We start from the raw sequence: 18,971 nt of genomic DNA, 5'->3' as shown, positions 1-18,971 counted from the left end.
TGCCCGGTGCACGGACGATGCCGCCGGCCCCGGCATGGCTCCGGGACCGGCGGTGTCGTAGCCGCTGGGGCGGGATTACTTCACGTCGACGAAGTCACCCGTGGCGTTGACCGCCGGGGTGGTCGTGGTGCCCGCGAAGGAATAGCGGAAGTAGCCGTCCGCCGAGGCCTTGACGGTGGTCTTCAGCTCGCCCGTGGAGTTGGACTTGATGGTCTTCACCGTGGTGTAGGTGCTGGAGCTCTTCTTGCGGTACTGCAGCTTCACCGACTGGTTGGTGTAGCCGTGGTACTTGTTGTCGTCCCAGTTGGCGCGGGACAGCTTGCCGGTGACCGTGATGGTCTTGCCCTTCTTCACCGGCTCGGGCGAGGCGTTGACCGTCAGCTTCGAGTAGCGCTGGAGCTTGAAGGAGTTCGTCGGGTCCTTCACCGCGACACCGACGTTGTCCAGGTTCGGGTTCTCGGGGTCCTCGCCGTTGAACGCGACCGCGAACGCGGCCGCCTTCCAGGAGCCGGCGTCCTCGTTCAGCAGCGCGAACGGGTCGATGGCGACGGTGGCCTTGCAGCTCGCGACGGTCGCGGACGAGTCCGTGCAGGTCGCGTCGTTGCTGTCGAAGAAGAAGACCGAGTCCTCGAACGAGGCACCGCGGTACAGCTCGACGCCCGCGAAGAAGTCCGCGGCGTGGATGTTCACTTCCTTGCCGTGGGTCAGCGTGAAGGACACGGGGACCTTGACCACGTTGGTGGTGCCGACGGCGATGTTCTTGCCGTTGTTGACCTTGACCGAGGAGAAGGTCGCGTTCAGCGCGATCGGCGCGCCGTCCACGGCACCGACGAAGGCCGAACGGCCGGAGTCGGCGTGGACGACCTCGCTGGCGGCGGCGATGTCCGCGGGAACCTTCGGCTCCGCGGCCTGCGCGGCCGGCACGGCGAGGGCGGAGAGGGCCAGGGCGCCGGTGACGGCGGCCACGGTGGCTCGGATACGCATGCGTTCTCCAGGTGGAGAGGGGCCCCGGTGCTCGTCGTCGGCTCTCGGGGCCCAAGTGATCGTGGAGTCTGTTGACTCACGTGATCAGATTCCTCAGCCATGCGTATGGTTGTACGACGAGTGAAAAATGTGTGCGGAATTTTTCACGAGCGATCGCACGTCGCCGTCGACTCGGTCGCACGTCACCGCCGGCTCAGTCGAACCACCGGTCCCGCGCCAGTTCCTCGGTCCGGGACGGGTCCTCCAGGAGCGCCGCCACCTCGAACCGCCGCGGCCACTGCCCCGCCGCCCAGGCGAGCCCCGCGGCGACGCCCTCCAGGGTGGCGGCGTGCAGGACACCGTCGTCGGTGAGCCGCCAGTCGATCTCCACGCCGTCGACGACGAGTTCCTCGTGCTCGACGTAGAAGGACGGGGTGCTCCGGCCGAGCAGCACCCGCACCGGCTCGGGCACGTCGTGCTCGGCGCCCTCGGAGGTGACCTCCCCGGTGACGGACTCGCTCAGCCGCCGCACCTGGAACAGTTCGGCCAGATCGGCGGCGCGGGACGGCCGTACGGGAAGCAGCGGGACGCCCTCGGTGAACGGCAGCAGGTCGGGCGAGTCGCACACCACGGCGTCGGCCGCGTCCACGACCTCCACCCGGCCGTCGGTGACGGCCCGCAGGTCGTCCGGCAGGGTCACCTGCTCGGGGTCCAGCTCGGCCAACGACCCGTACAGGGCGTGCAGCTGAGCGCCCGTCACCTCGCGCTCGGGGTCGGCGAGCCGCTCCAGCAGCTCGGCGGCGCCGCCGGGCTCGTCCAGCAGCGCGGCGACGGACGTCCGCACGCCCAGCGCCCGCAGCACCTGCTCGTCCTCGAACCCGGTCGCGTCGGCCTCGTCGTAGAGCCCGCGCAGCAGCGCATCGCCGCCGGCGGCCCGCAGGCCGGCCGGGCGGCGGCCGTCGAGCACCGGGTTCCCGCGCAGCCACCAGGCGGTGTACGGCCGGACGACCTCGTGCGTCCCGTCCGGCAGCAGGATCCGCACGGGCTGCACGATGGCGTCCCTGAGCGGCGGCCGGGACAGCAGCGTCAGCGCCTGCGCCCACTTGCCCTCGTCGACGAGGTCCAGATCCCGTACGGCGACGATCTCGGTGGCGACCGGCGGCACCGGGCTGTCCGGGAAGCGGTCGAGGATGTCCTCGCACCACACGTCGACGGCGTCCAGCAGGCCCGCGTCGTCGGGCTCGGCGAAGTCCCCCTCGCGGGGCTCCAGTTCGTCCGGGTCGAGGACGACGTCGGTGGCGCGGACGATCGCGAAGTTCACCAGGACACCGCAGGCGGCCAGCGGCTGTTCGCCCCACTTGCCGGCCAGCTCGGCGTCCACGGCGGCGAGTTCACCCTCGCGCATGACCTGGGCGAAGGGGCTGCCGGGGTAGACGAGTTCGCAGGCCGGGGCCGGTTCGCCGTCCTCGTCGGGCAGGGCGAGCGCGCCGAGCCAGGGCTCGTCACCGGGCTCCAGGCCGGCGTCCCGCACGAGCGCGAGCACGGTGTCGGCCAGTTCGTCGGCGTCGAGGATGTCCTCCTCCCAGTTCACGGCGCCCTCGTCGTCCAGGGACGCGGCGACGGCGGCCCGGACCTGCGGGGTGGTGAGGACGGCCCGGGGTGTCGCGGGCAGCGCGCCGAGCTTCTCCAGGATCGGGTGGGCGGCGTCCGGGTGGGCGACCTTCAGTCCGAGCCGGGCCAGCACCTCGGGGTCGATCCCGGCGGCCTCCGCGCCGGGCAGCAGGATCTGCCGGGGCCCGATGGTCGTCCGGCCGTCGGCGAGCGGGACCGGGAGTCCCGACAAGCGGTCCGGGTCGATCCCGGCCAGGCTGTCGTAGAGCCGCCGCCACCAGCCGGGTTCCTTCTCCAGCCCGGCGAGGCGGTCGATCGCGTCGGTCAGCGGGACGCGGGCGACGCCCAGGGTCCGCAGCTCGGCGCGGCGCTCCAGCCCGGCGGGCAGCAGCGTGGGCAGCACCTCGGCGAGCACCCGCACGGTGTCCGCGCCCGCGCCCTCGACGATCTCGGCGTCCCGGGGCCGCAGGGCCTCGGGCAGGTCGTCGCCCTCGCGCGGGGGCAGCGCGGGCGGCAGGAAGGAGGTCCGCGGCAGCCGGTCCAGGATCGCCTGGCGCAGGGCGCCGTCCAGCTCGCCCTTGCCGAGCGGGCCGGGCACCAGGCCGATGATCCCGGAGGTCACCGGCCGCCAGTCGCCGAGGAGTTCGGTGTAGGCGTCGGCGGCGCGCTGGACGAGGAAGTCGGTCAGCGGGCCGGGGGCGGCGTGCCGGCGGGTGGAGTCCAGCGGGAACGAGGCGATGAGCAGCGCGGGGACGCCGAGCGGTTCGTCGCTCGGGGTGGGGGCGTGCACGACCGCGCTGGTGCGGGGCCGGGCGGGGCTGCCGTCGCTGTCCACGGGGACGGCCCAGGTGACGGACCAGTGGGGCCGCAGCCGCTCCTCGACGGGCCGGTCGGTGAGGAGGTCGGGGGTGAGGGGGCCGTGGGCAGCCGCGGTGCGCCAGTGGGTGACGCCGTGGACGGAGTCGTCGACGACGGTGAAGGCACCGTCGGTACGGCGGGTGAGGGTCCGCGGGTTCTCCCCGTTGATCTCGACGACGAGCTCTTCGAGTCCGGGGAGGGTGAGCAGCAGGGCGTCGTCGACGGCCCGCAGCAGCCGCTCGGCGAGGTCGGCGGCGGCCGCGTCCCGCAGCGGCAGGATGACGGCGGTGTCGTACGGGGCGGGTGCGGTGCCCTCGGCGGCGTACGGGAGGCGCAGCAACGGTACGTGTCCGTCCCGGCGCCGCACCTCGTCCCCGAGGCCGGGGCTGTGCCGGGCGGTCTCGGCGGCCAGTGCCCTGGCCTCGGCGAGCGACCAGCGCACACCGCCGTGCCGGCCGACGACGGCGGGCTCGTCGGTGACGGAGAGGACGGCGGCGAAGCCGACACCGAACCGACCCACGGAGGACGTGTCGCGCGGGTCCCTCTTGGCCGAGGCGCGCAGCGTGGACAGGGACTCCACTCCGGCGGCGTCCAGTGGGGCGCCGGTGTTGGCGGCGACGAGCACCCCGTCGCGCAGGGTGAGCCGGAGCCGTCCCGGCACTGCGGCCCGGGCCGCCGCGTCGGCGGCGTTCTGGGCGAGCTCCACGACGAGCCGGTCACGGTAACCGCCGAGGACCAGGTCCTCCTCGGCGTTGGCGTCCTCGCGGAACCGGGCGGGGCTGGTGGCCCAGGCGTCGAGGACACCGCGCCGCAGGCGGGCGGTACCGAACGGATCGGCCCCCTCGGCGGCGGGCCGCACGAACTTGCTGCTCACGTTCCGTTCCTTCTCCTCGTGGACGTGAGGACGAAGGTACCGCCTGAGAAGCACCCACCGTGCGCCCGCCCGGCGCGGGCCACCGGGACGCGGGGTCGCCCTCTCCGGGCGGAGTGCCGTCGACTCGACGGCACAGGCCCCCGTTCGAGCGCGCCCTCGACGACGCAGCGGCGCACGGCACTGGGTCCGAGCGGCCCCCGATGACTCAGCAGCGCAAGGGACCCCGTGCCGGGCCCACGACCGGCGGCTCGGCCGGGCGGGAACCCCTACCCGGTCGGACCGCCGGTGGCACGACCGGGCGCAGGCACTGTAGCCAGGCGGACCGCGGGTGGCACGGACTGCCGCGAGCCCGTAGCCAGGCAGACCGCCGGTGGCACGACCGGGCGCAGGCACTGTAGCCAGGCCGACCGCCACCGACTCGGCAGCACACCCCGTGCCGGGCCGACCACCGGTCGCTCAGCCAGGCACAGAACCCGGAGCCAAACCGCACGCCAACGACGCCGGGCTGAGGGCCCGGAGCCAAACCGCACGCCAACGACTCGGCCGCGCACAGCACCCCGGGCCGGGCAGGCCGCGCCCGGCTACGAGTGGCCCAGTTCCTCCGTGTCCGCGTCCGCCGTCGGGGTCACCGAGCCGGAGTCCGAGGACGGGCGCAGGGGGAACGGGTCGACGCGGGTCTCGTCGATGACCGGGGCGGGCGGCTGGGGCGGGCGGGGCATGACCGCGGCCTCGGAGTGGCCGCCGCAGCCGTAGGCGAGGGAGACCAGGCGGCCGTCGGCCGGGGAGAACTCGTTGGCGCAGGCGCCGAAGGCCTGGCCGAGGGAGCCGCCGATGGGGACGAGGAAGCCGCAGCTGACGCAGGCGGCGGGAGCCGACTGGGCCATGGGCGTCTTGGGGCCGAACGCCTCCTCCCAGCGGTCGGCCGCGGTGTGCAGGCCGTAGCGGGACAGGACGCGGGCCCGGCGCATGCCCAGTTCCTCGGCGATCGCCGGGATCGAACCGCGCAGGGGGGCGACCGTGAAGCCGGACGAGGGGCCCGTGGTGAGGTCCGCGTCCTCCGCCTCCACGAGGTCGGCCATCTCGTGCGACACGGGAACGTTCGGCGCCGGCTCGTCCTCGCCCGTGTAGCCCGGCTCCAGCCGCAGGTCCTCGGCGTCGGTGGGCAGCAGGTCGCCCGGCCCCATGTCGCCGGGCCGCAGCCGCTCGCTCCACGGCACCCACTCGGGCGCCAGCACCGCGTCCGGGCCGGGCAGCAGCGCGGCCTCGTCCACCGTGACGATCTTCGCCCGGGACGCCCGGGCCACCGTCACGGCCCAGCGCCAGCCCCGGTACCCGAGCTCCAGGCACTGGAAGAAGTGCGTGACGACGCGGTCCCCCTCGGAGACCAGCCCCACGTGCTCGCCGACGATGCCCGGCGCGGCGGCCTCCTCGGCTGCGGCGCGGGCGAGGTCGACGGCCTCGGCGCACAGACGGTCAGGGGTGCGGCTTCGCGTTGTCGCTGCGCTCACAGGTATCGCTTCTCTCCATACGCCGTCTCACGAGTGCGCCACTCCCAGCGCGGGGGCGGACGGAGCGGACCGGGGGACCGCGTCGACATCCTTCATCCATTTTGCGGGATGGCTGAGATACGCACGCTACCCTTCCGCCCCACTTCGCGTACACCGACGGTCCTGTTGCACCGCCCACCCGACCCCGGACCGCCCCCCGGACAGTCACCCCACAGGCCCTATACAAGCGGTAATGGCACTACCCACAGCCTTATCGGGGCACTATGACGTCGTGGCAGCCGCGAAGACACCCCCGGGCGCCACCGGGACCGGTGGGTCGAAAGGGGGCAAGGGAAGCAGCCGACTGAACGGACCGGGCCGTCTGGGCGGCTCCTTCCGTGCGGTCGGCCGTGCCCTGCACTTCCCCGTGACCGGCACGGCCCGCGGCATCCGCAAGGCCACCCACGCGCACGGCGCCGGCGAGTCCGGCCTCGGCAAGCTGATCGAACTGCACGGCGTGAACGGCGCCGGAGACATGATGATCACCGTCGCCCTCGCGTCGACCGTGTTCTTCTCCGTGCCGACCGACGAGGCCCGGGGCCGGGTCGCGCTGTACCTCGCCATCACCATGGCGCCCTTCACCCTCCTCGCGCCGGTGGTCGGCCCCCTCCTCGACCGCGTCCCGCACGGCCGCCGCGCGGCGATGGCCTGCGCGATGCTCGCCCGGGCGCTGCTCGCGATCGTCCTGTCCGGCGCGGTCGTCACCGGGGGCCTGGAGCTGTATCCGGCCGCGCTGGGCGTCCTGGTGTCCTCGAAGGCGTACGGCGTGGTCAGAAGCGCCGTCGTGCCCCGGCTGCTGCCACCGCGTTTCTCCCTGGTGAAGGCCAACTCGCGCGTCACCCTCGGCGGGCTCCTCGCCACCGGCATCGCCGCGCCGGTCGGCGCCGGGCTCCAGCAGATCGGACCGCGCTGGCCCCTCATCGGCGCCTTCGTGATCTTCGTGGCGGGAACATTCCTGTCGTTCAGGCTGCCGCCGAAGGTCGACTCCGCCAAGGGCGAGGACCGCGCACTGCTGGCGGCGGACGAGCAGCACCTGCACGGCCCGCACCGGCAGCCCGTCAAGCGCCCCGGGCTGCGCACGGTCGGCCCGGCCGTCACCCACGCCCTGGCCGCCAACGCCGCCATCCGCTGCCTGACCGGGTTCCTGATCTTCTTCCTGGCGTTCCTGCTGCGCGAGCACCCGGTCTCCGGCCAGAGCGCCGCCGTGTCGCTGGGGATAGTGGGCGTGTCGGCGGGGGTGGGCAACGCGCTCGGCACGGCCGTCGGGGCGTGGCTGCGGTCCCGGGCGCCGGAGATCATCATCGTGACGGTCGTGGCGTGCGTGGCGGGCGCGGCGATCACGGCGGCGGCGTTCTTCGGCGCGGTGCTGGTGGCCGGTCTGGCCGCGATCGCCGGGTTCGCGCAGGCCCTGGCCAAGCTGTCGCTGGACGCGCTGATCCAGCGGGACGTGCCCGAGAGCGTCCGTACGTCGGCCTTCGCCCGTTCCGAGACGCTGCTGCAGATGTCGTGGGTGCTGGGCGGGGCGATCGGCATCGTGATGCCGCTCAACGGACCGGCCGGGCTTGCGGTGGGCGCCGCGATCGTCGGCGTCGGGTGGCTGACGACCGTGCGGGGGCTGATCGGCTCGTCCCGGCGCGGGGGCTCGGGGCGGGCGCGTGTCGCGTAGGGCCGACTTCTGGTGGATCTCCGGTAGGGCCCTTCTGATGGATCTCCGGGGGAGCCGTACCCCGCGTGGGCGGTGCGACCCGCGCGCCCTATAGCCTTCGCCCATGAACACGTTGCAATCCGTTGTGCGACGCCGCCGCGCCGTCGCCGTCGCCGGCGTCGTATCCGCCGGACTGCTCGTCCTGTCGGCCTGTGACAAGCCGACGCCGATGGCCACGGTCACCGTGGGCAGCGACTCGGTGAACTCCGAGGCCACCTGCGGCGGCGAGGGCGACGCCCTGAAGCCGTCCGATCTCGCCGGGTGCCTGAAGGACAAGGGCATCAAGAGCATCTCCGTCGACCCCGACGAGACGGTGCGCTTCGGTGTCGACCCCGAGATCGCCGACAACGGCTGGACGATCCTGATGAACGGTCAGCCGCTGACCGACTCCAGCACGAAGACCTACCGCACGATTCCGGGCAGCGTGTTCTTCAACGCCCAGTACGGCGCGCAGGGCAACTCGACGCTGGTCTCCATCAAGGAAGGCGACAAGGACACCTCGGGGCTCTGGAACTTCAAGCTCAAGAAGGACGCCTGATCGCTGCCGCTGGGCTCGGCCGGATTCTTGTGGCCACCGCAGTCTCCGTGGAGAGGGACGCGGTGGCTGCGGGCCTCGGGATGTCGTCCCTGGGGCCCGATGACGCGGTGCTCGGCGCTGTCGGCCGTGCCCACCCGTTCCGCCCCAGCGGAACGACTGCCCACGGCGGTGACGGGCGCTCGCTCGAGGTGATCGCCGCCGGTGTCGGACCCGCGCTCGCCGCCGCCTCCACCGCCTCCGCGCTCACCGCCGCCGCCCTGAGGGGCACGCCCTACGGCCTGGTCGTGTCGGCCGGGATCGGGGGCGGGTTCCAGCCCGAGGCGCCCGTGGGGTCGCTCGTGGTCGCCGACGAGATCGTCGCGGCCGATCTGGGGGCCGAGACCGAGGACGGGTTCCTGCCGGTGACCGAGCTCGGGTTCGGGACCGTCAGGCACGAGCCGCCGGCGGGTCTCGTCCGGCGGGTCGCCGAGAGCGCCGGGGCGAGGGCCGGGGCCGTGCTCACGGTGTCGACCGTGACCGGGACGGCCGTCCGGGCCGCCGCGCTGCGGGAGCGGCACCCCACCGCCCTCGCCGAGGCCATGGAGGGCTTCGGCGTCGCCGAGGCCGCCGCCGCGCAGGGGGTGCCCGTGCTGGAGATCCGGGCGATCTCCAATCCCGTCGGGCCGCGTGACCGCGCCGCATGGCGGATCGGCGACGCTCTGGCAGCCTTGACCGAGGGGTTCGGGAAGCTCGCGCCCGTACTGGAGAGTTGGAACCGGCATGACAGTTGAGCTGCAGATCGCGTACTCGCCCTGCCCGAACGACACGTTCGTCTTCGACGCCCTCGCCCACGACCGCGTCCCCGGCGCCCCCGCCCTCGACGTCACCTTCGCCGACATCGATATCACCAACGGCATGGCCGAGCGCGGCGAGTTCGACGTGCTGAAGGTGTCGTACGCCGTGCTGCCCTACGTCCTCGACGACTACGCGCTGCTGCCCTGCGGGGGCGCGCTGGGGCGGGGCTGCGGGCCGCTGGTGCTGACGCGGGAGGCCGATGTCGACCTCACCGGGCGGACCGTCGCGGTGCCCAGTGAGAGGTCGACCGCCTACCTGCTGTTCCGGCTGTGGGCCGCGGACACCGTGGCGGACGGGGTCGGCGAGATCGTCGTCATGCCGTTCCACGAGATCATGCCGGCCGTGCGGGACGGCAAGGTCGACGCGGGGCTCGTGATCCACGAGGCGCGCTTCACGTACCGGAACTACGGGCTGCACAAGCTCGCCGACATGGGCGAGCACTGGGAGCACACCACGGGGCTGCCGATCCCGCTGGGCGCGATCATCGCCAAGCGGTCGCTGGGCGAGCAGAAGCTGCGGCTGCTGGCCGACTCGATCCGCACGTCCGTGCGCGCCGCCTGGGACGATCCCGAGGCGTCCCGGCCGTACGTCATGGAGCACGCCCAGGAGATGGACCCGGCCGTCGCCGACCAGCACATCGGGCTGTACGTCAACGAGTTCACCGCGGACCTCGGCGAGGACGGCTACGCGGCCGTGCGCGGGCTGCTGACACGTGCGGCGGCCGAGGGACTCGTACCGCCCCTCGGCCCGGACGCGCTGCGCTTTCCCTGAGTCCCCTTCCTCGGGCCTCAGACGTCCAGCTGGTCGGCGACCGCGCGCAGCAGGCCGGCGATCTTCTTGCCGGCGGTCTTCTCGGGGTAGCGGCCGCGCTCCAGCATCGGCGTGATGTTCTCCAGGAGGGTCGTCAGGTCCTGGACGATGGAGGCCAGCTCGTCCGGCTTCTTGCGGGTCGCGGCGGCGACGGACGGGGTCGGGTCCAGAATCGTCAGGGACAGCGCCTGGTCGCCGCGCTGCCCGGCGACGACGCCGAACTCCACGCGCTGACCCGGCTTGAGCGTCTCGACTCCGGCGGGGAGGACCGAGGAATGGACGAAGACGTCACCGCCGTCGTCGCGGGAGAGAAAGCCGAAGCCCTTCTCGCTGTTGAACCACTTGACCTTGCCGGTAGGCACGTCTGTCCTCGTCCTCGTACTCGTCGGAAAACTGCTTCTGGAAACGGCTCTTGATAGCACTCGGGCGGGTCGTACGGACCCGCCGGTACCCAGGCTAATGCTCTTGCAGCCGGTGACAAGACGTCACCCGGTTGTTCCTTCGCGCTGGGAACTACCCTGGTCGGGTGCGTGACAAAACCCAAACGAATTCCGCCGCTCCCGGCGACCGCCTGGTCCGTGCCGGAGCCGTCGTCTTCTTCATCGGTGCGCTGGCCACACTGGTCACGGTCGCCCCGCTGTTCCTCGGGACGACTCCCTTTCCGACGTACATGTTCGGATTGAGCATGCTCATGGCCGTCGGATTTTTGATGGCCGGTGCGGGAGTGCTGCGTTCCGTGGCGGCGGGCCGCCGTCAGGCGCGCGCGGGACGGTAGTCCGAAAGCCACCGCGGGAATTCGGTCAGATCGGCGAGGACGACGTCCGCGCCCGCCGCGCGCAGTTCCTCTTCGGGGCACGGCCCGGTGGCCACGGCGACCGAGAGCGCCCCGGCGGTCCGGGCGCCGCGGACGTCCCCGACGTGGTCGCCGACGTAGACGCCCGCGTCGTGCTCGCGCAGGGCCTCCGCCTTCTGCTCGGCCCACAGGTCGCCGATGACGGCGTCGGGCTCGATGCCCAGGTGGGCGAGGTGCAACTTGGCGTTGGGCTCGTACTTGGCGGTGACGACTATCGCGCGTCCGCCGGCCTCCCGTACGGCCGCGATGGCCTCCCGGGCACCGGTCATCGCCGGCGTCGCGGTGATGGCGATGGCCGGGTACATCGCCCGGTACAGGTCCGCCATGGCCGCGACCTCCTCGGCCGGGAACCAGTTGATCAGCTCCTCGGCCAGCGGCGGCCCGAGCCGCGTGACCGTCAGGTCGGCGTCGATGTACGTGCCCGTGCGCTCCGACAGCGCCTGGTAGCAGGCGCGGATGCCGGGCCGGGAGTCGATGAGGGTCATGTCGAGGTCGAAGCCGACGGTGAGCGCGGGCGGGGTCATGAAGGCCATATGGGCCATTGTGCCCAGAGGGTGTGAACGACAGGCGTCCGGCTGTGGCGGCCCTAGCGCGAGCGCTGTGAGCGCCACACCAGGAACAGGGCCGACGCCACCGCCGCGCCCCTGACCACCCACGGCCAGGTCTCCGCCACCGCGGCGTTCATGTGGCCCTCGGCGATCGGGTCGCCCCAGCGGCCGTTCATCCGGCCCCACAGCCAGACCAGGCCCCCCACCACGGAGAGGCTCGGCAGGATGACGACCGCCCACTTCGTCTCGGTCTGGGTCAGGCGGCGGGAGGCGTAGGCGATGAGCCAGCCGAGCAGGAGGACGAACCAGTTGCCGAGCACGGCACCGGCGACGAGGAGGCCCGCGGCGATCAGGAGGAGCGGGTTGCTCCAGTTCGTGCTGGGCAGGCGCGGGAGCCGGCGGCCGCCCTTCTCGGTCACCTCGGCCGTCTCGACGACCGGGGCGGTGTCCCCGGCGTCCGGCTTCTCCTTCTCCGGCTTGCGCGGCGCCGGCGGCTTCAGCAGGTCCGGCACCTCCACGCCGCCCACGAACCCCGGCACCTCGTCGCCCACGCCGAAGGGGCTGCTGTCGACCCGCCACCAGTCCGGCTGGAGCGCGCCGTCGCCGAGCTCGTGCCCGGCGGCCAGGTGCGGCGGGGCCGGGCCGTCGGAGGGCGCGGGGTGCGGTTCCCCGGCGGACCGGGCCGGCCGGGGACGCGGTACGACGCGCCGCATGACGCCCTTCGCCCGCTCCTCCGGCTCGGCCTCGCGCTGCACGGGGACGGAGGCGGGGGCGGCGCCGTGCGGCTCACCGCCCGTACCGTCCGCCGCCGCGGTCACGACGTCGTCGGGGCTGCCCAGGCGGGTCAGGATGCGGCGGACGGCGGCGGGCGAGTCGACGGTGGCCTTCGCGCGGCGCTTGTCGATCTCGTTGCGCAGGTCCGCGACCAGACGCATACGGGTGGCCGACGACAACTGCCGCTGCTGGGCCACGTCGCCGACGCGGCTCAGATACTCGTAAACGACCTGGTCGCTCTCAATCCCCACGAAGTCCCCTCCGGGGCGGGTGCGTTGCGTGACGCCGTCGCACGACGGTACCGCGAGTGCCCGCGAAGCGGCCAAAACCCCGTCCCGCGTTCGGGGAGGGAGCCCCGGCCGCGGCCCCGCACAGTCGGCCCGGCCGCCGGGGCCGACCCGCTACCGTGGACCGGATGAGCACCGAGGACAGGCCCCCGGCCCCCCGCTCCCTCGCGGAAGCGCTCCGCGCGCGGGGCGACGCTTCGCTGGGCGCGCTCCTGCGCAGCCGCCCGGATCTCATCACGCCCGTCCCCACCGACCTCACCCAGCTCGCGACCCGGGCCGGCACCCGCGCCTCGGTCGTGCGGGCGCTGGAGCGGCTTGACCGGTTCGCGCTCCAGACGGCGGAGGCGCTGGCCGTGGCGGCGGACCCGGCGGCGTACGGCGAACTGCTCGGGCTCATGGCCGGGGACGACGCGGACCCGGCCGTCGTCGCCGCGCTGCCGCACGCCGTGGACCTGCTACGCGAGCAGGCCCTGGTGTGGGGCGGCGACGACCGGCTGCGGCTGGTGCGCACGGCGCGTGAGCTGCTGGCGCCCTCGCCGCAGCACCCCTCGCCGACCGGACTCGGCCCGACGGTCCAGGAGGCCACCGCCGGGATGTCGCCGGGCCGGATCCAGGAGATCGTCACGGCCGCCGGACTGGCGTCGACGCACGACTCGGTCTCCGCGGTGACCGCCCTGGCCGGGCTGTTCACGGACCGGGCCCGGATGGCCGCGCTGCTCGCCGACGCCCCGGCCGACTCCCTCGACGTGCTGGAACGCCTGGTGTGGGGGCCGCCGTACGGGCAGGTCACGGCCGATCCGGCGCCCCGGCTGCGCTGGCTGCTGGACCGCGGACTGCTGCTGCCGACGGCCCCCGGGACGGTCGTCCTGCCGCGCGAGGTCGCCCTGCATCTGCGGCGGGGCCTGGCGCACCGGGCGCCCGAGCCCGTGCCGCCGGCCGTGGAGACGGCGGCCGTTCACCGTCCACAGGTTGTGGACAGCGCGGCGGCCGGACAGGCGTACACCGCGCTCGCGACCGTCGAGGAGCTGCTGAAGGACTGGGACGAGGGCGGGCCCGCGGTGCTGCGGGCCGGTGGGCTCAGCGTGCGCGACCTGAAGCGGACGGCCGTCGCGCTGGACGTGCCCGAGCCGGTCGCCGCGTTCTGGGTGGAACTGGCGTACGCGGCGGGCCTGATCGCCTCGGACGGCGAGGCCGACGAGCGGTACGCGGCGACCCCGGCGTACGACGAGTGGCGGGAACTCCCGGCCGCCGAGCGCTGGTCGCTGCTGGTCACGGCCTGGCTCGCGGCGACCCGCACGGCCGGTCTGGTGGGTGGGCGGGACGCGAAGGACCGTACGTTGTCGGCGCTCGGGCCGGGCCTGGACCGCTCGGCCGCGCCCGAGGTACGGCACCGGGTGCTGGCGCTGCTGGCCGGGCTGCCGGAGGGCGCCGCGCCGGCCGCCGGTTCGGTGCTGGCCCGGCTGCGGTGGGAGCGGCCCCTGCGCGGCGACCGGCGCGAGGACGATCTGCGCGGCCGGCTCGCCGAGTGGGCGCTGTCCGAGGCGGAGCAGCTGGGCGTCACGGGCCGGGGCGCGCTGTCGGCGCAGGGCCGGGCCCTGCTGGGCGCGCCCGCGGCTCCCGCGCCGGGCCCGGAAGCGGAACCCTCCGGGCCGGGGGACAAGCTGCCCGTCCACCACCATCACCGCCCCACCCCGCTCACCGCCCTCTCCCCCGCCGAACAGGCCGTGGCCTCCGCCGCCGCGGCCCGGCTGCTCGCGCCGCTGCTGCCCGAGCCGCTGGACCACGTGCTGCTCCAGGCCGACCTGACGGCGGTGGCGCCCGGCCCCCTGCAACGGCCGCTCGCGGACATGCTGGGCGTGCTGGCGGACGTCGAGTCCAAGGGCGGGGCGACGGTCTACCGGTTCACGCCCGGCTCGGTGCGGCGGGCGCTGGACGCCGGGCAGGCCGCCTCCGATCTGCACGCCTTCCTCGCCGCGCACTCCCGCACGCCGGTGCCGCAGCCGCTCGCGTACCTGATCGACGACGTGGCCCGGCGGCACGGCCACCTCCGGGTCGGCGCGGCCTCGGCGTACGTGCGCTGCGACGACGACGCGGTGCTCAGCGAGATCCTCGCCGACAAGCGGGCCGCCGGGCTGGGGCTGCGCCGGCTCGCCCCGACCGTGCTGGCCGCGCAGGCCGATCCGGCCGGGCTCCTGGAAGGCCTGCGGGCGTTGGGGTTCGCGCCGGCCGCCGAGTCCGCCGAGGGCGATGTGCTGATCACCCGCGCCCTGGCCCACCGCACCCCGCCGCGCACCGCGCCCGAGCCGGTCCCGGACGGCCCGCCGGTCCCCGACGACACCCTCCTCGCGGCCGCGCTGCGCGCCATCCGGGCCGGCGACCTCGCCTCCACCACCCCGCGCAAGCCCGGCGCGGCCCCGGCGGCCAACGGCGAGCTGCCCCGCACCGGTGCCGCCGAGACCCTCGCCACCATGCAGGCCGCCGTCCTCACCGGCGAGGCCCTGTGGATCGGCTACGTCAACGCCGAGGGCGCCGCCAGCCAGCGGGTCATCGCCCCGATCCGCGTCGAGGGCGGCTTCGTCACGGCGTACGACCACACCGCGGACGAGGTCCGCACGTATCCGCTGCACCGGATCACCGGGGTCGCGGAGCTCGCCGACGACGAGGGCTGACGGCCCCGCGCGGGCCGCGTCACCCGTTCGGGTGCGCGCGGGCGTTCATGCACGCCACGCCGGGAATGTCCCACGCTCGGGCGACCTTCCCGGGCGTGCCGCGTCACGCCGTGTGCGCGGGGGCAGCCACCGGGTGTCCTGTGAGCCGCTCCGAAAGGAAACCCCCCATGCGCGCTGTCCGCCGAGTCGCCGCCGTCCTCGTCACCGCCGCCCTGATGACGTTCGGCGGGCTCGCCACCCCGGCCTCCGCGGTGAGCATCGACGTCGCCGGCCTCGTCCTGGAGACACCGCAGATCTGATCCGCTTCCGCGCGCTCCGCGTGCCGGTCCGGGCGTCCCCCGGGCCGGCACGCGGCGGTGCGGTGTCGCCGTCCCCCCGATGTCAGTCTCCGAAAGGCCCTGCCGTTCCCATGCGTGAGAACCTGCCCGCCGCCGCTCTCTGTGCCGTCGTGCTCGTGGGGGCGCTCGCGCCCTCCGCCGCCGCGGCCCCCGCGCTGCCGCTGCCCCTGCCGGTCGCCGCCGTGGAGCCGCTGGTCACCGAGGGGGTCACCGTCGAAGGGCCGCTGGTCCAGAACGTCAGTCTGCCCACGTTGAAGTAGCGCGGCGCGTCCGGTAGCTGTCGCCGTCCAGCCGCACGAGGTCGGCGTGATGGGCGAGCCGGTCCGTCAGCGCCGGGGCGGACGGGCCGAAGACCTCGTCCCAGCGGCCGAGCGGCCGGCCGCTGGTCACGATCAGCGAGGCCCGCTCGTAGCGGTGGGCGACGAGCTGGAAGAACAGGCCCGCCGTCGCCGGGTCGAGGGGCGTGTAGCCGACCTCGTCGACGATCAGGAGGGGGTGATCGTCGAGCGCGGTCAGCTCCGCGTCGAGCCGGCCGGCGGCCCGGGCGTCCGCGAGCCGGGCGGCCCACTCGGCGGCGGTCGCGAACAGCACCCGGTGCCCGGCCTGGCAGGCGCGGACGCCCAGGGCGACGGCCAGGTGGGTCTTGCCGGTGCCGGGCGGGCCGACGAAGACGACGTTGCGCCGGGCGGTGACGAAGTCCGCCTTGCCGAGCCGCGCCACGGCCTCCCGGTCGAAGCCCCGGGGGTGCTGCTCGTCGAAGTCCTCCAGCAGCTTGCGCGCGGGGAACCCGGCGGCGCGGATCCGGGCCTCGGCGTCGGCGTCCGCGTCGCTCTGCCGCGGGAGGGCGGGCGCGGCGGCCGGGGTCTCGGGGTCCGGCTTCTCCTGCTGCCGCTCGTGCTCCTGTGGGCGGGCGGCCTGGGCTGCCGGTGTGGCCGGTGAACGGTCGGCGTGCGCGCGGTCCGTGTGGGCGACCATCGGGCCCGACATGTAGGCGAGGATCGCCGCCGAGGCGATGAACGCCATGTGGATCACCGTCCCCCACAGCAGGGCGTGGTGGGAGGTGTGGTGGACGTCCACGAACATCTGGAGCAGGTGCACGGAGGAGATGCCCACGATCGCCGTGGCGAGCTTGACCTTCAGTACGTTGGAGTTGACGTGTGAGAGCCATTCGGGCTGGTCACGGTGGCCCTGGAGGCCGATGCGCGAGACGAACGTCTCGTAGCCGCCGACGATCACCATGATCAGCAGGTTGGCGATCATGACGACGTCGACCAGCTTGAGCACCGCGAGCATCACGTACGTCTCGGTGGCGTGCCCGCTCACGCACATCAGGATTAAGGTCCACAGCTCCTTGAAGAACTTGTAGACGTAGACGCCTTGGGCGGCCACCAGCCCGAAGTACAGCGGGGCCTGGAGCCAGCGGGTGGCGAACAGGGCGTATCCGAGCGTGGTGGTCGTCGGGTTCTGCACCTTCGCCATTCTTCGGGGCCGCGATGGAAAAACTGAATTCACACCACACGTTGGGATGAATAGGCATTCAGTACGACCGGACGCGCAGATCACACCACCCGACCCGGTCGATCAGGCACACTGGACGTTTGGCCGAGGCGTCGCGCTGTCGAGCCGTCCGAGTCCTTCGGCCACAGAAAGGGTGCCGCGCGTGAATGGTCCGCTGATCGTCCAGTCCGACAAGACCCTGCTCCTGGAAGTCGACCACGAGCAGGCCGACGACTGCCGCCGGTCCATCGCCCCGTTCGCGGAACTGGAGCGGGCGCCGGAGCACATCCACACCTACCGCGTGACCCCGCTGGGCCTGTGGAACGCCCGAGCGGCGGGTCATGACGCCGAGCAGGTCGTGGACGCGCTCGTGCAGTACAGCCGCTACCCCGTGCCGCACGCGCTGCTCGTCGACATCGCCGAGACGATGGACCGCTACGGACGCCTCACGCTGTCCAAGCACCCGGCGCACGGCCTGGTGCTGACCACCACCGACCGCCCGGTGCTGGAGGAGATCCTCCGGTCGAAGCGGATCACGCCCCTGGTGGGCGCCCGCATCGACCCGGACACGGTCGTGGTGCATCCCTCCGAGCGCGGGCAGATCAAGCAGACCCTGCTGAAGCTGGGCTGGCCGGCCGAGGACCTCGCCGGGTACGTCGACGGCGAGGCGCACGAGATCGAGCTGGCCGAGGACGGCTGGGCGCTCCGGCCGTACCAGAAGCAGGCCGTGGAGAACTTCTGGCACGGCGGGTCGGGTGTCGTCGTCCTGCCCTGCGGCGCCGGGAAGACGCTGGTCGGGGCCGGTTCGATGGCCCAGGCGAAGTCGACCACCCTCATCCTCGTCACGAACACCGTCTCCGCCCGGCAGTGGAAGCACGAGCTGGTGAAGCGGACCTCGCTCACCGAGGAGGAGATCGGCGAGTACAGCGGGACGAAGAAGGAGATCCGGCCCGTCACGATCGCCACGTACCAGGTGCTGACGACCCGGCGGAAGGGCGTCTACCCGCACCTGGAGCTGTTCGACTCGCGGGACTGGGGGCTGATCGTCTACGACGAGGTGCATCTGCTGCCCGCGCCGGTCTTCAAGTTCACCGCCGACCTCCAGGCGCGGCGGCGGCTCGGCCTGACCGCCACCCTGGTGCGCGAGGACGGCCGGGAGTCGGACGTGTTCTCCCTGATCGGCCCCAAGCGGTTCGACGCGCCGTGGAAGGAGATCGAGGCGCAGGGCTACATCGCGCCCGCCGACTGCGTGGAGGTCCGGGTCAATCTGACGGACTCCGAGCGGCTCGCGTACGCCACGGCCGAGGCGGAGGAGAAGTACCGGTTCTGTGCGACGACGGCGACCAAGCGGAAGGTCACGGAGGCCATCGTCCGCCGCTTCGCCGGGCAGCAGATCCTCGTCATCGGGCAGTACATCGACCAGCTCGACGAGCTGGGTGAGCACCTCGGGGCGCCCGTGATCAAGGGTGAGACGTCGAACGCGCAGCGGGAGAAGCTCTTCGACGCCTTCCGGGAGGGCGAGATCAGCGTGCTCGTCGTGTCCAAGGTCGCGAACTTCTCGATCGACCTGCCGGAGGCGACGGTCGCCATCCAGGTCTCGGGCACCTTCGGCTCCCGGCAGGAGGAGGCCCAGCGCCTCGGCCGGGTCCTGCGCCCCAAGGCCGACGGCCACCAGGCGCACTTCTACTCGGTGGTCGCCCGCGACACGATCGACCAGGACTTCGCCGCCCACCGACAGCGGTTCCTGGCGGAGCAGGGGTACGCGTACCGGATCATGGACGCGGACGAGCTGCTGACGGAGAGCTGACGCTGGGGGCCGGCCCGCCCGCTCGCGGCGGACCGGGCCACCTCACGTGCGGCGGACCACGCCTTCTCACTTGCGGCGGACCACGCCGACTTCCTCTCCGTACTGACCGAGTACGACCACGTCGAAGGCGGCGCCCACGAAGACCTTGACGGCGCGCAGGGCATCGCCGAGGCGGTGGCTGTGACTGCCGGCCACGGCGGTGGCGCCGGGCGGGCGGCCCGGTGCCGGGGCGGGGTGGATGGTTGCTGCGCTCATGTCTCCATGGTGCGTTTTCGACCGTAAAGACTGCGTCGGTCTCCGGACCGAACTGTGCGGCGGTCCGCGTACGCCTGTGGGGCGACCCGCTCCCCTCAGGGAGGAGGGCCCTGTCCCCTAGGGGACGGGAAAGGAGGCGGCGGAAAACCGTTCGCGGCCGGTGCCCCCGCTCGTCTAAGATCTCCGCTCTTGCCCGCCTCCCT

The 18,971-nt window shown here is 73.4% G+C and carries 17 protein-coding genes; 9 read left to right on the top strand and 8 right to left on the bottom strand.

Annotation, left to right across the window (positions count from 1 at the left end; translation table 11 throughout):
* Positions 1 to 75: 75 nt before the first annotated feature.
* From IE153_RS19935 to IE153_RS19925, 3 genes are all read right to left on the bottom strand, one after another.
* The gene (locus IE153_RS19935) at positions 76 to 984 is read right to left on the bottom strand and encodes a hypothetical protein (protein ID WP_189591099.1); all 909 of its coding nucleotides are present in this window, start codon (positions 982 to 984) and stop codon (positions 76 to 78) included.
* Between the two features lie 193 nt (positions 985 to 1,177).
* Entirely contained in the window at positions 1,178 to 4,306 is a 3,129-nt protein-coding gene (locus tag IE153_RS19930; RefSeq protein WP_189591097.1) for a sacsin N-terminal ATP-binding-like domain-containing protein, read from the bottom strand.
* Between the two features lie 581 nt (positions 4,307 to 4,887).
* The gene (locus IE153_RS19925; protein WP_189591095.1) at positions 4,888 to 5,814 is read right to left on the bottom strand and encodes a DUF3027 domain-containing protein; all 927 of its coding nucleotides are present in this window, start codon (positions 5,812 to 5,814) and stop codon (positions 4,888 to 4,890) included.
* Positions 5,815 to 6,085: 271 nt separating this feature from the next.
* On the opposite strand from IE153_RS19925, the gene IE153_RS19920 reads away from it, so the two are divergent.
* From IE153_RS19920 to IE153_RS19905, 4 genes are all read left to right on the top strand, one after another.
* The gene (locus IE153_RS19920; RefSeq protein WP_189591093.1) at positions 6,086 to 7,519 is read left to right on the top strand and encodes an MFS transporter; all 1,434 of its coding nucleotides are present in this window, start codon (positions 6,086 to 6,088) and stop codon (positions 7,517 to 7,519) included.
* Positions 7,520 to 7,622: 103 nt separating this feature from the next.
* Entirely contained in the window at positions 7,623 to 8,096 is a 474-nt protein-coding gene (locus tag IE153_RS19915) for a DUF2771 domain-containing protein (RefSeq protein WP_189591091.1), read from the top strand.
* A gap of 80 nt (positions 8,097 to 8,176) precedes the next feature.
* Positions 8,177 to 8,866, top strand: coding sequence for a futalosine hydrolase (locus IE153_RS19910; RefSeq protein ID WP_229829070.1), 690 nt, complete (start codon positions 8,177 to 8,179; stop codon positions 8,864 to 8,866).
* Positions 8,856 to 9,701, top strand: a complete 846-nt coding sequence (locus tag IE153_RS19905; protein ID WP_189591090.1) for a 1,4-dihydroxy-6-naphtoate synthase — start codon at positions 8,856 to 8,858, stop codon at positions 9,699 to 9,701. The genes IE153_RS19910 and IE153_RS19905 overlap by 11 nt, the downstream gene beginning before the upstream one ends.
* Before the next feature lie 17 nt (positions 9,702 to 9,718).
* On the opposite strand, the gene IE153_RS42580 is transcribed toward IE153_RS19905, so the two are convergent.
* Complete coding sequence (locus IE153_RS42580) at positions 9,719 to 10,102, bottom strand: cold-shock protein (protein WP_010035896.1); 384 nt, start codon at positions 10,100 to 10,102, stop codon at positions 9,719 to 9,721.
* 164 nt (positions 10,103 to 10,266) lie between these two features.
* Here IE153_RS42580 and IE153_RS19895 point away from each other — a divergent pair, with 164 nt between their 5' ends.
* Entirely contained in the window at positions 10,267 to 10,515 is a 249-nt protein-coding gene (locus IE153_RS19895; RefSeq protein ID WP_031110609.1) for a hypothetical protein, read from the top strand.
* Here the strand turns inward: IE153_RS19895 and IE153_RS19890 are convergent.
* Together IE153_RS19890 and IE153_RS19885 are read right to left on the bottom strand one after the other, a co-directional pair.
* Positions 10,494 to 11,126 carry an HAD family hydrolase gene (locus IE153_RS19890; RefSeq protein WP_189591088.1) on the bottom strand — a complete coding sequence of 211 codons (633 nt, stop codon included), beginning with the start codon at positions 11,124 to 11,126 and terminating at the stop codon, positions 10,494 to 10,496. The genes IE153_RS19895 and IE153_RS19890 overlap by 22 nt on opposite strands.
* Before the next feature lie 53 nt (positions 11,127 to 11,179).
* Positions 11,180 to 12,166, bottom strand: a complete 987-nt coding sequence (locus IE153_RS19885) for a hypothetical protein (RefSeq protein ID WP_189591086.1) — start codon at positions 12,164 to 12,166, stop codon at positions 11,180 to 11,182.
* A 164-nt stretch (positions 12,167 to 12,330) separates the two neighbouring features.
* Between IE153_RS19885 and IE153_RS19880 the strand changes: the two genes are divergently transcribed.
* From IE153_RS19880 to IE153_RS19875, 3 genes are all read left to right on the top strand, one after another.
* Positions 12,331 to 14,871, top strand: a complete 2,541-nt coding sequence (locus IE153_RS19880) for a helicase C-terminal domain-containing protein (RefSeq protein ID WP_189591085.1) — start codon at positions 12,331 to 12,333, stop codon at positions 14,869 to 14,871.
* A gap of 167 nt (positions 14,872 to 15,038) precedes the next feature.
* Positions 15,039 to 15,170, top strand: a complete 132-nt coding sequence (locus IE153_RS42385) for a hypothetical protein (protein ID WP_257027809.1) — start codon at positions 15,039 to 15,041, stop codon at positions 15,168 to 15,170.
* Between the two features lie 110 nt (positions 15,171 to 15,280).
* The gene (locus IE153_RS19875; protein ID WP_189591084.1) at positions 15,281 to 15,469 is read left to right on the top strand and encodes a hypothetical protein; all 189 of its coding nucleotides are present in this window, start codon (positions 15,281 to 15,283) and stop codon (positions 15,467 to 15,469) included.
* Here IE153_RS19875 and istB read toward each other — a convergent pair.
* Positions 15,447 to 16,688, bottom strand: a complete 1,242-nt coding sequence (gene istB / locus IE153_RS19870; RefSeq protein WP_189591083.1) for an IS21-like element helper ATPase IstB — start codon at positions 16,686 to 16,688, stop codon at positions 15,447 to 15,449. The genes IE153_RS19875 and istB overlap by 23 nt on opposite strands.
* 181 nt (positions 16,689 to 16,869) lie before the next feature.
* Between istB and IE153_RS19865 the strand changes: the two genes are divergently transcribed.
* On the top strand, positions 16,870 to 18,513 hold the full coding sequence (locus IE153_RS19865) for a DNA repair helicase XPB (RefSeq protein ID WP_189591082.1): 1,644 nt from the start codon (positions 16,870 to 16,872) through the stop codon (positions 18,511 to 18,513).
* A gap of 66 nt (positions 18,514 to 18,579) precedes the next feature.
* On the opposite strand, the gene IE153_RS19860 is transcribed toward IE153_RS19865, so the two are convergent.
* Positions 18,580 to 18,768, bottom strand: a complete 189-nt coding sequence (locus IE153_RS19860; protein WP_031111032.1) for a hypothetical protein — start codon at positions 18,766 to 18,768, stop codon at positions 18,580 to 18,582.
* Positions 18,769 to 18,971: the final 203 nt, after the last annotated feature.

This window comes from Streptomyces massasporeus (assembly GCF_014648995.1).
Taxonomy (GTDB): Bacteria; Actinomycetota; Actinomycetes; order Streptomycetales; family Streptomycetaceae; genus Streptomyces; species Streptomyces massasporeus.
Note: the sequence above shows the minus strand (reverse complement) of the source record. Positions and strands in the feature narration are given on the sequence as shown.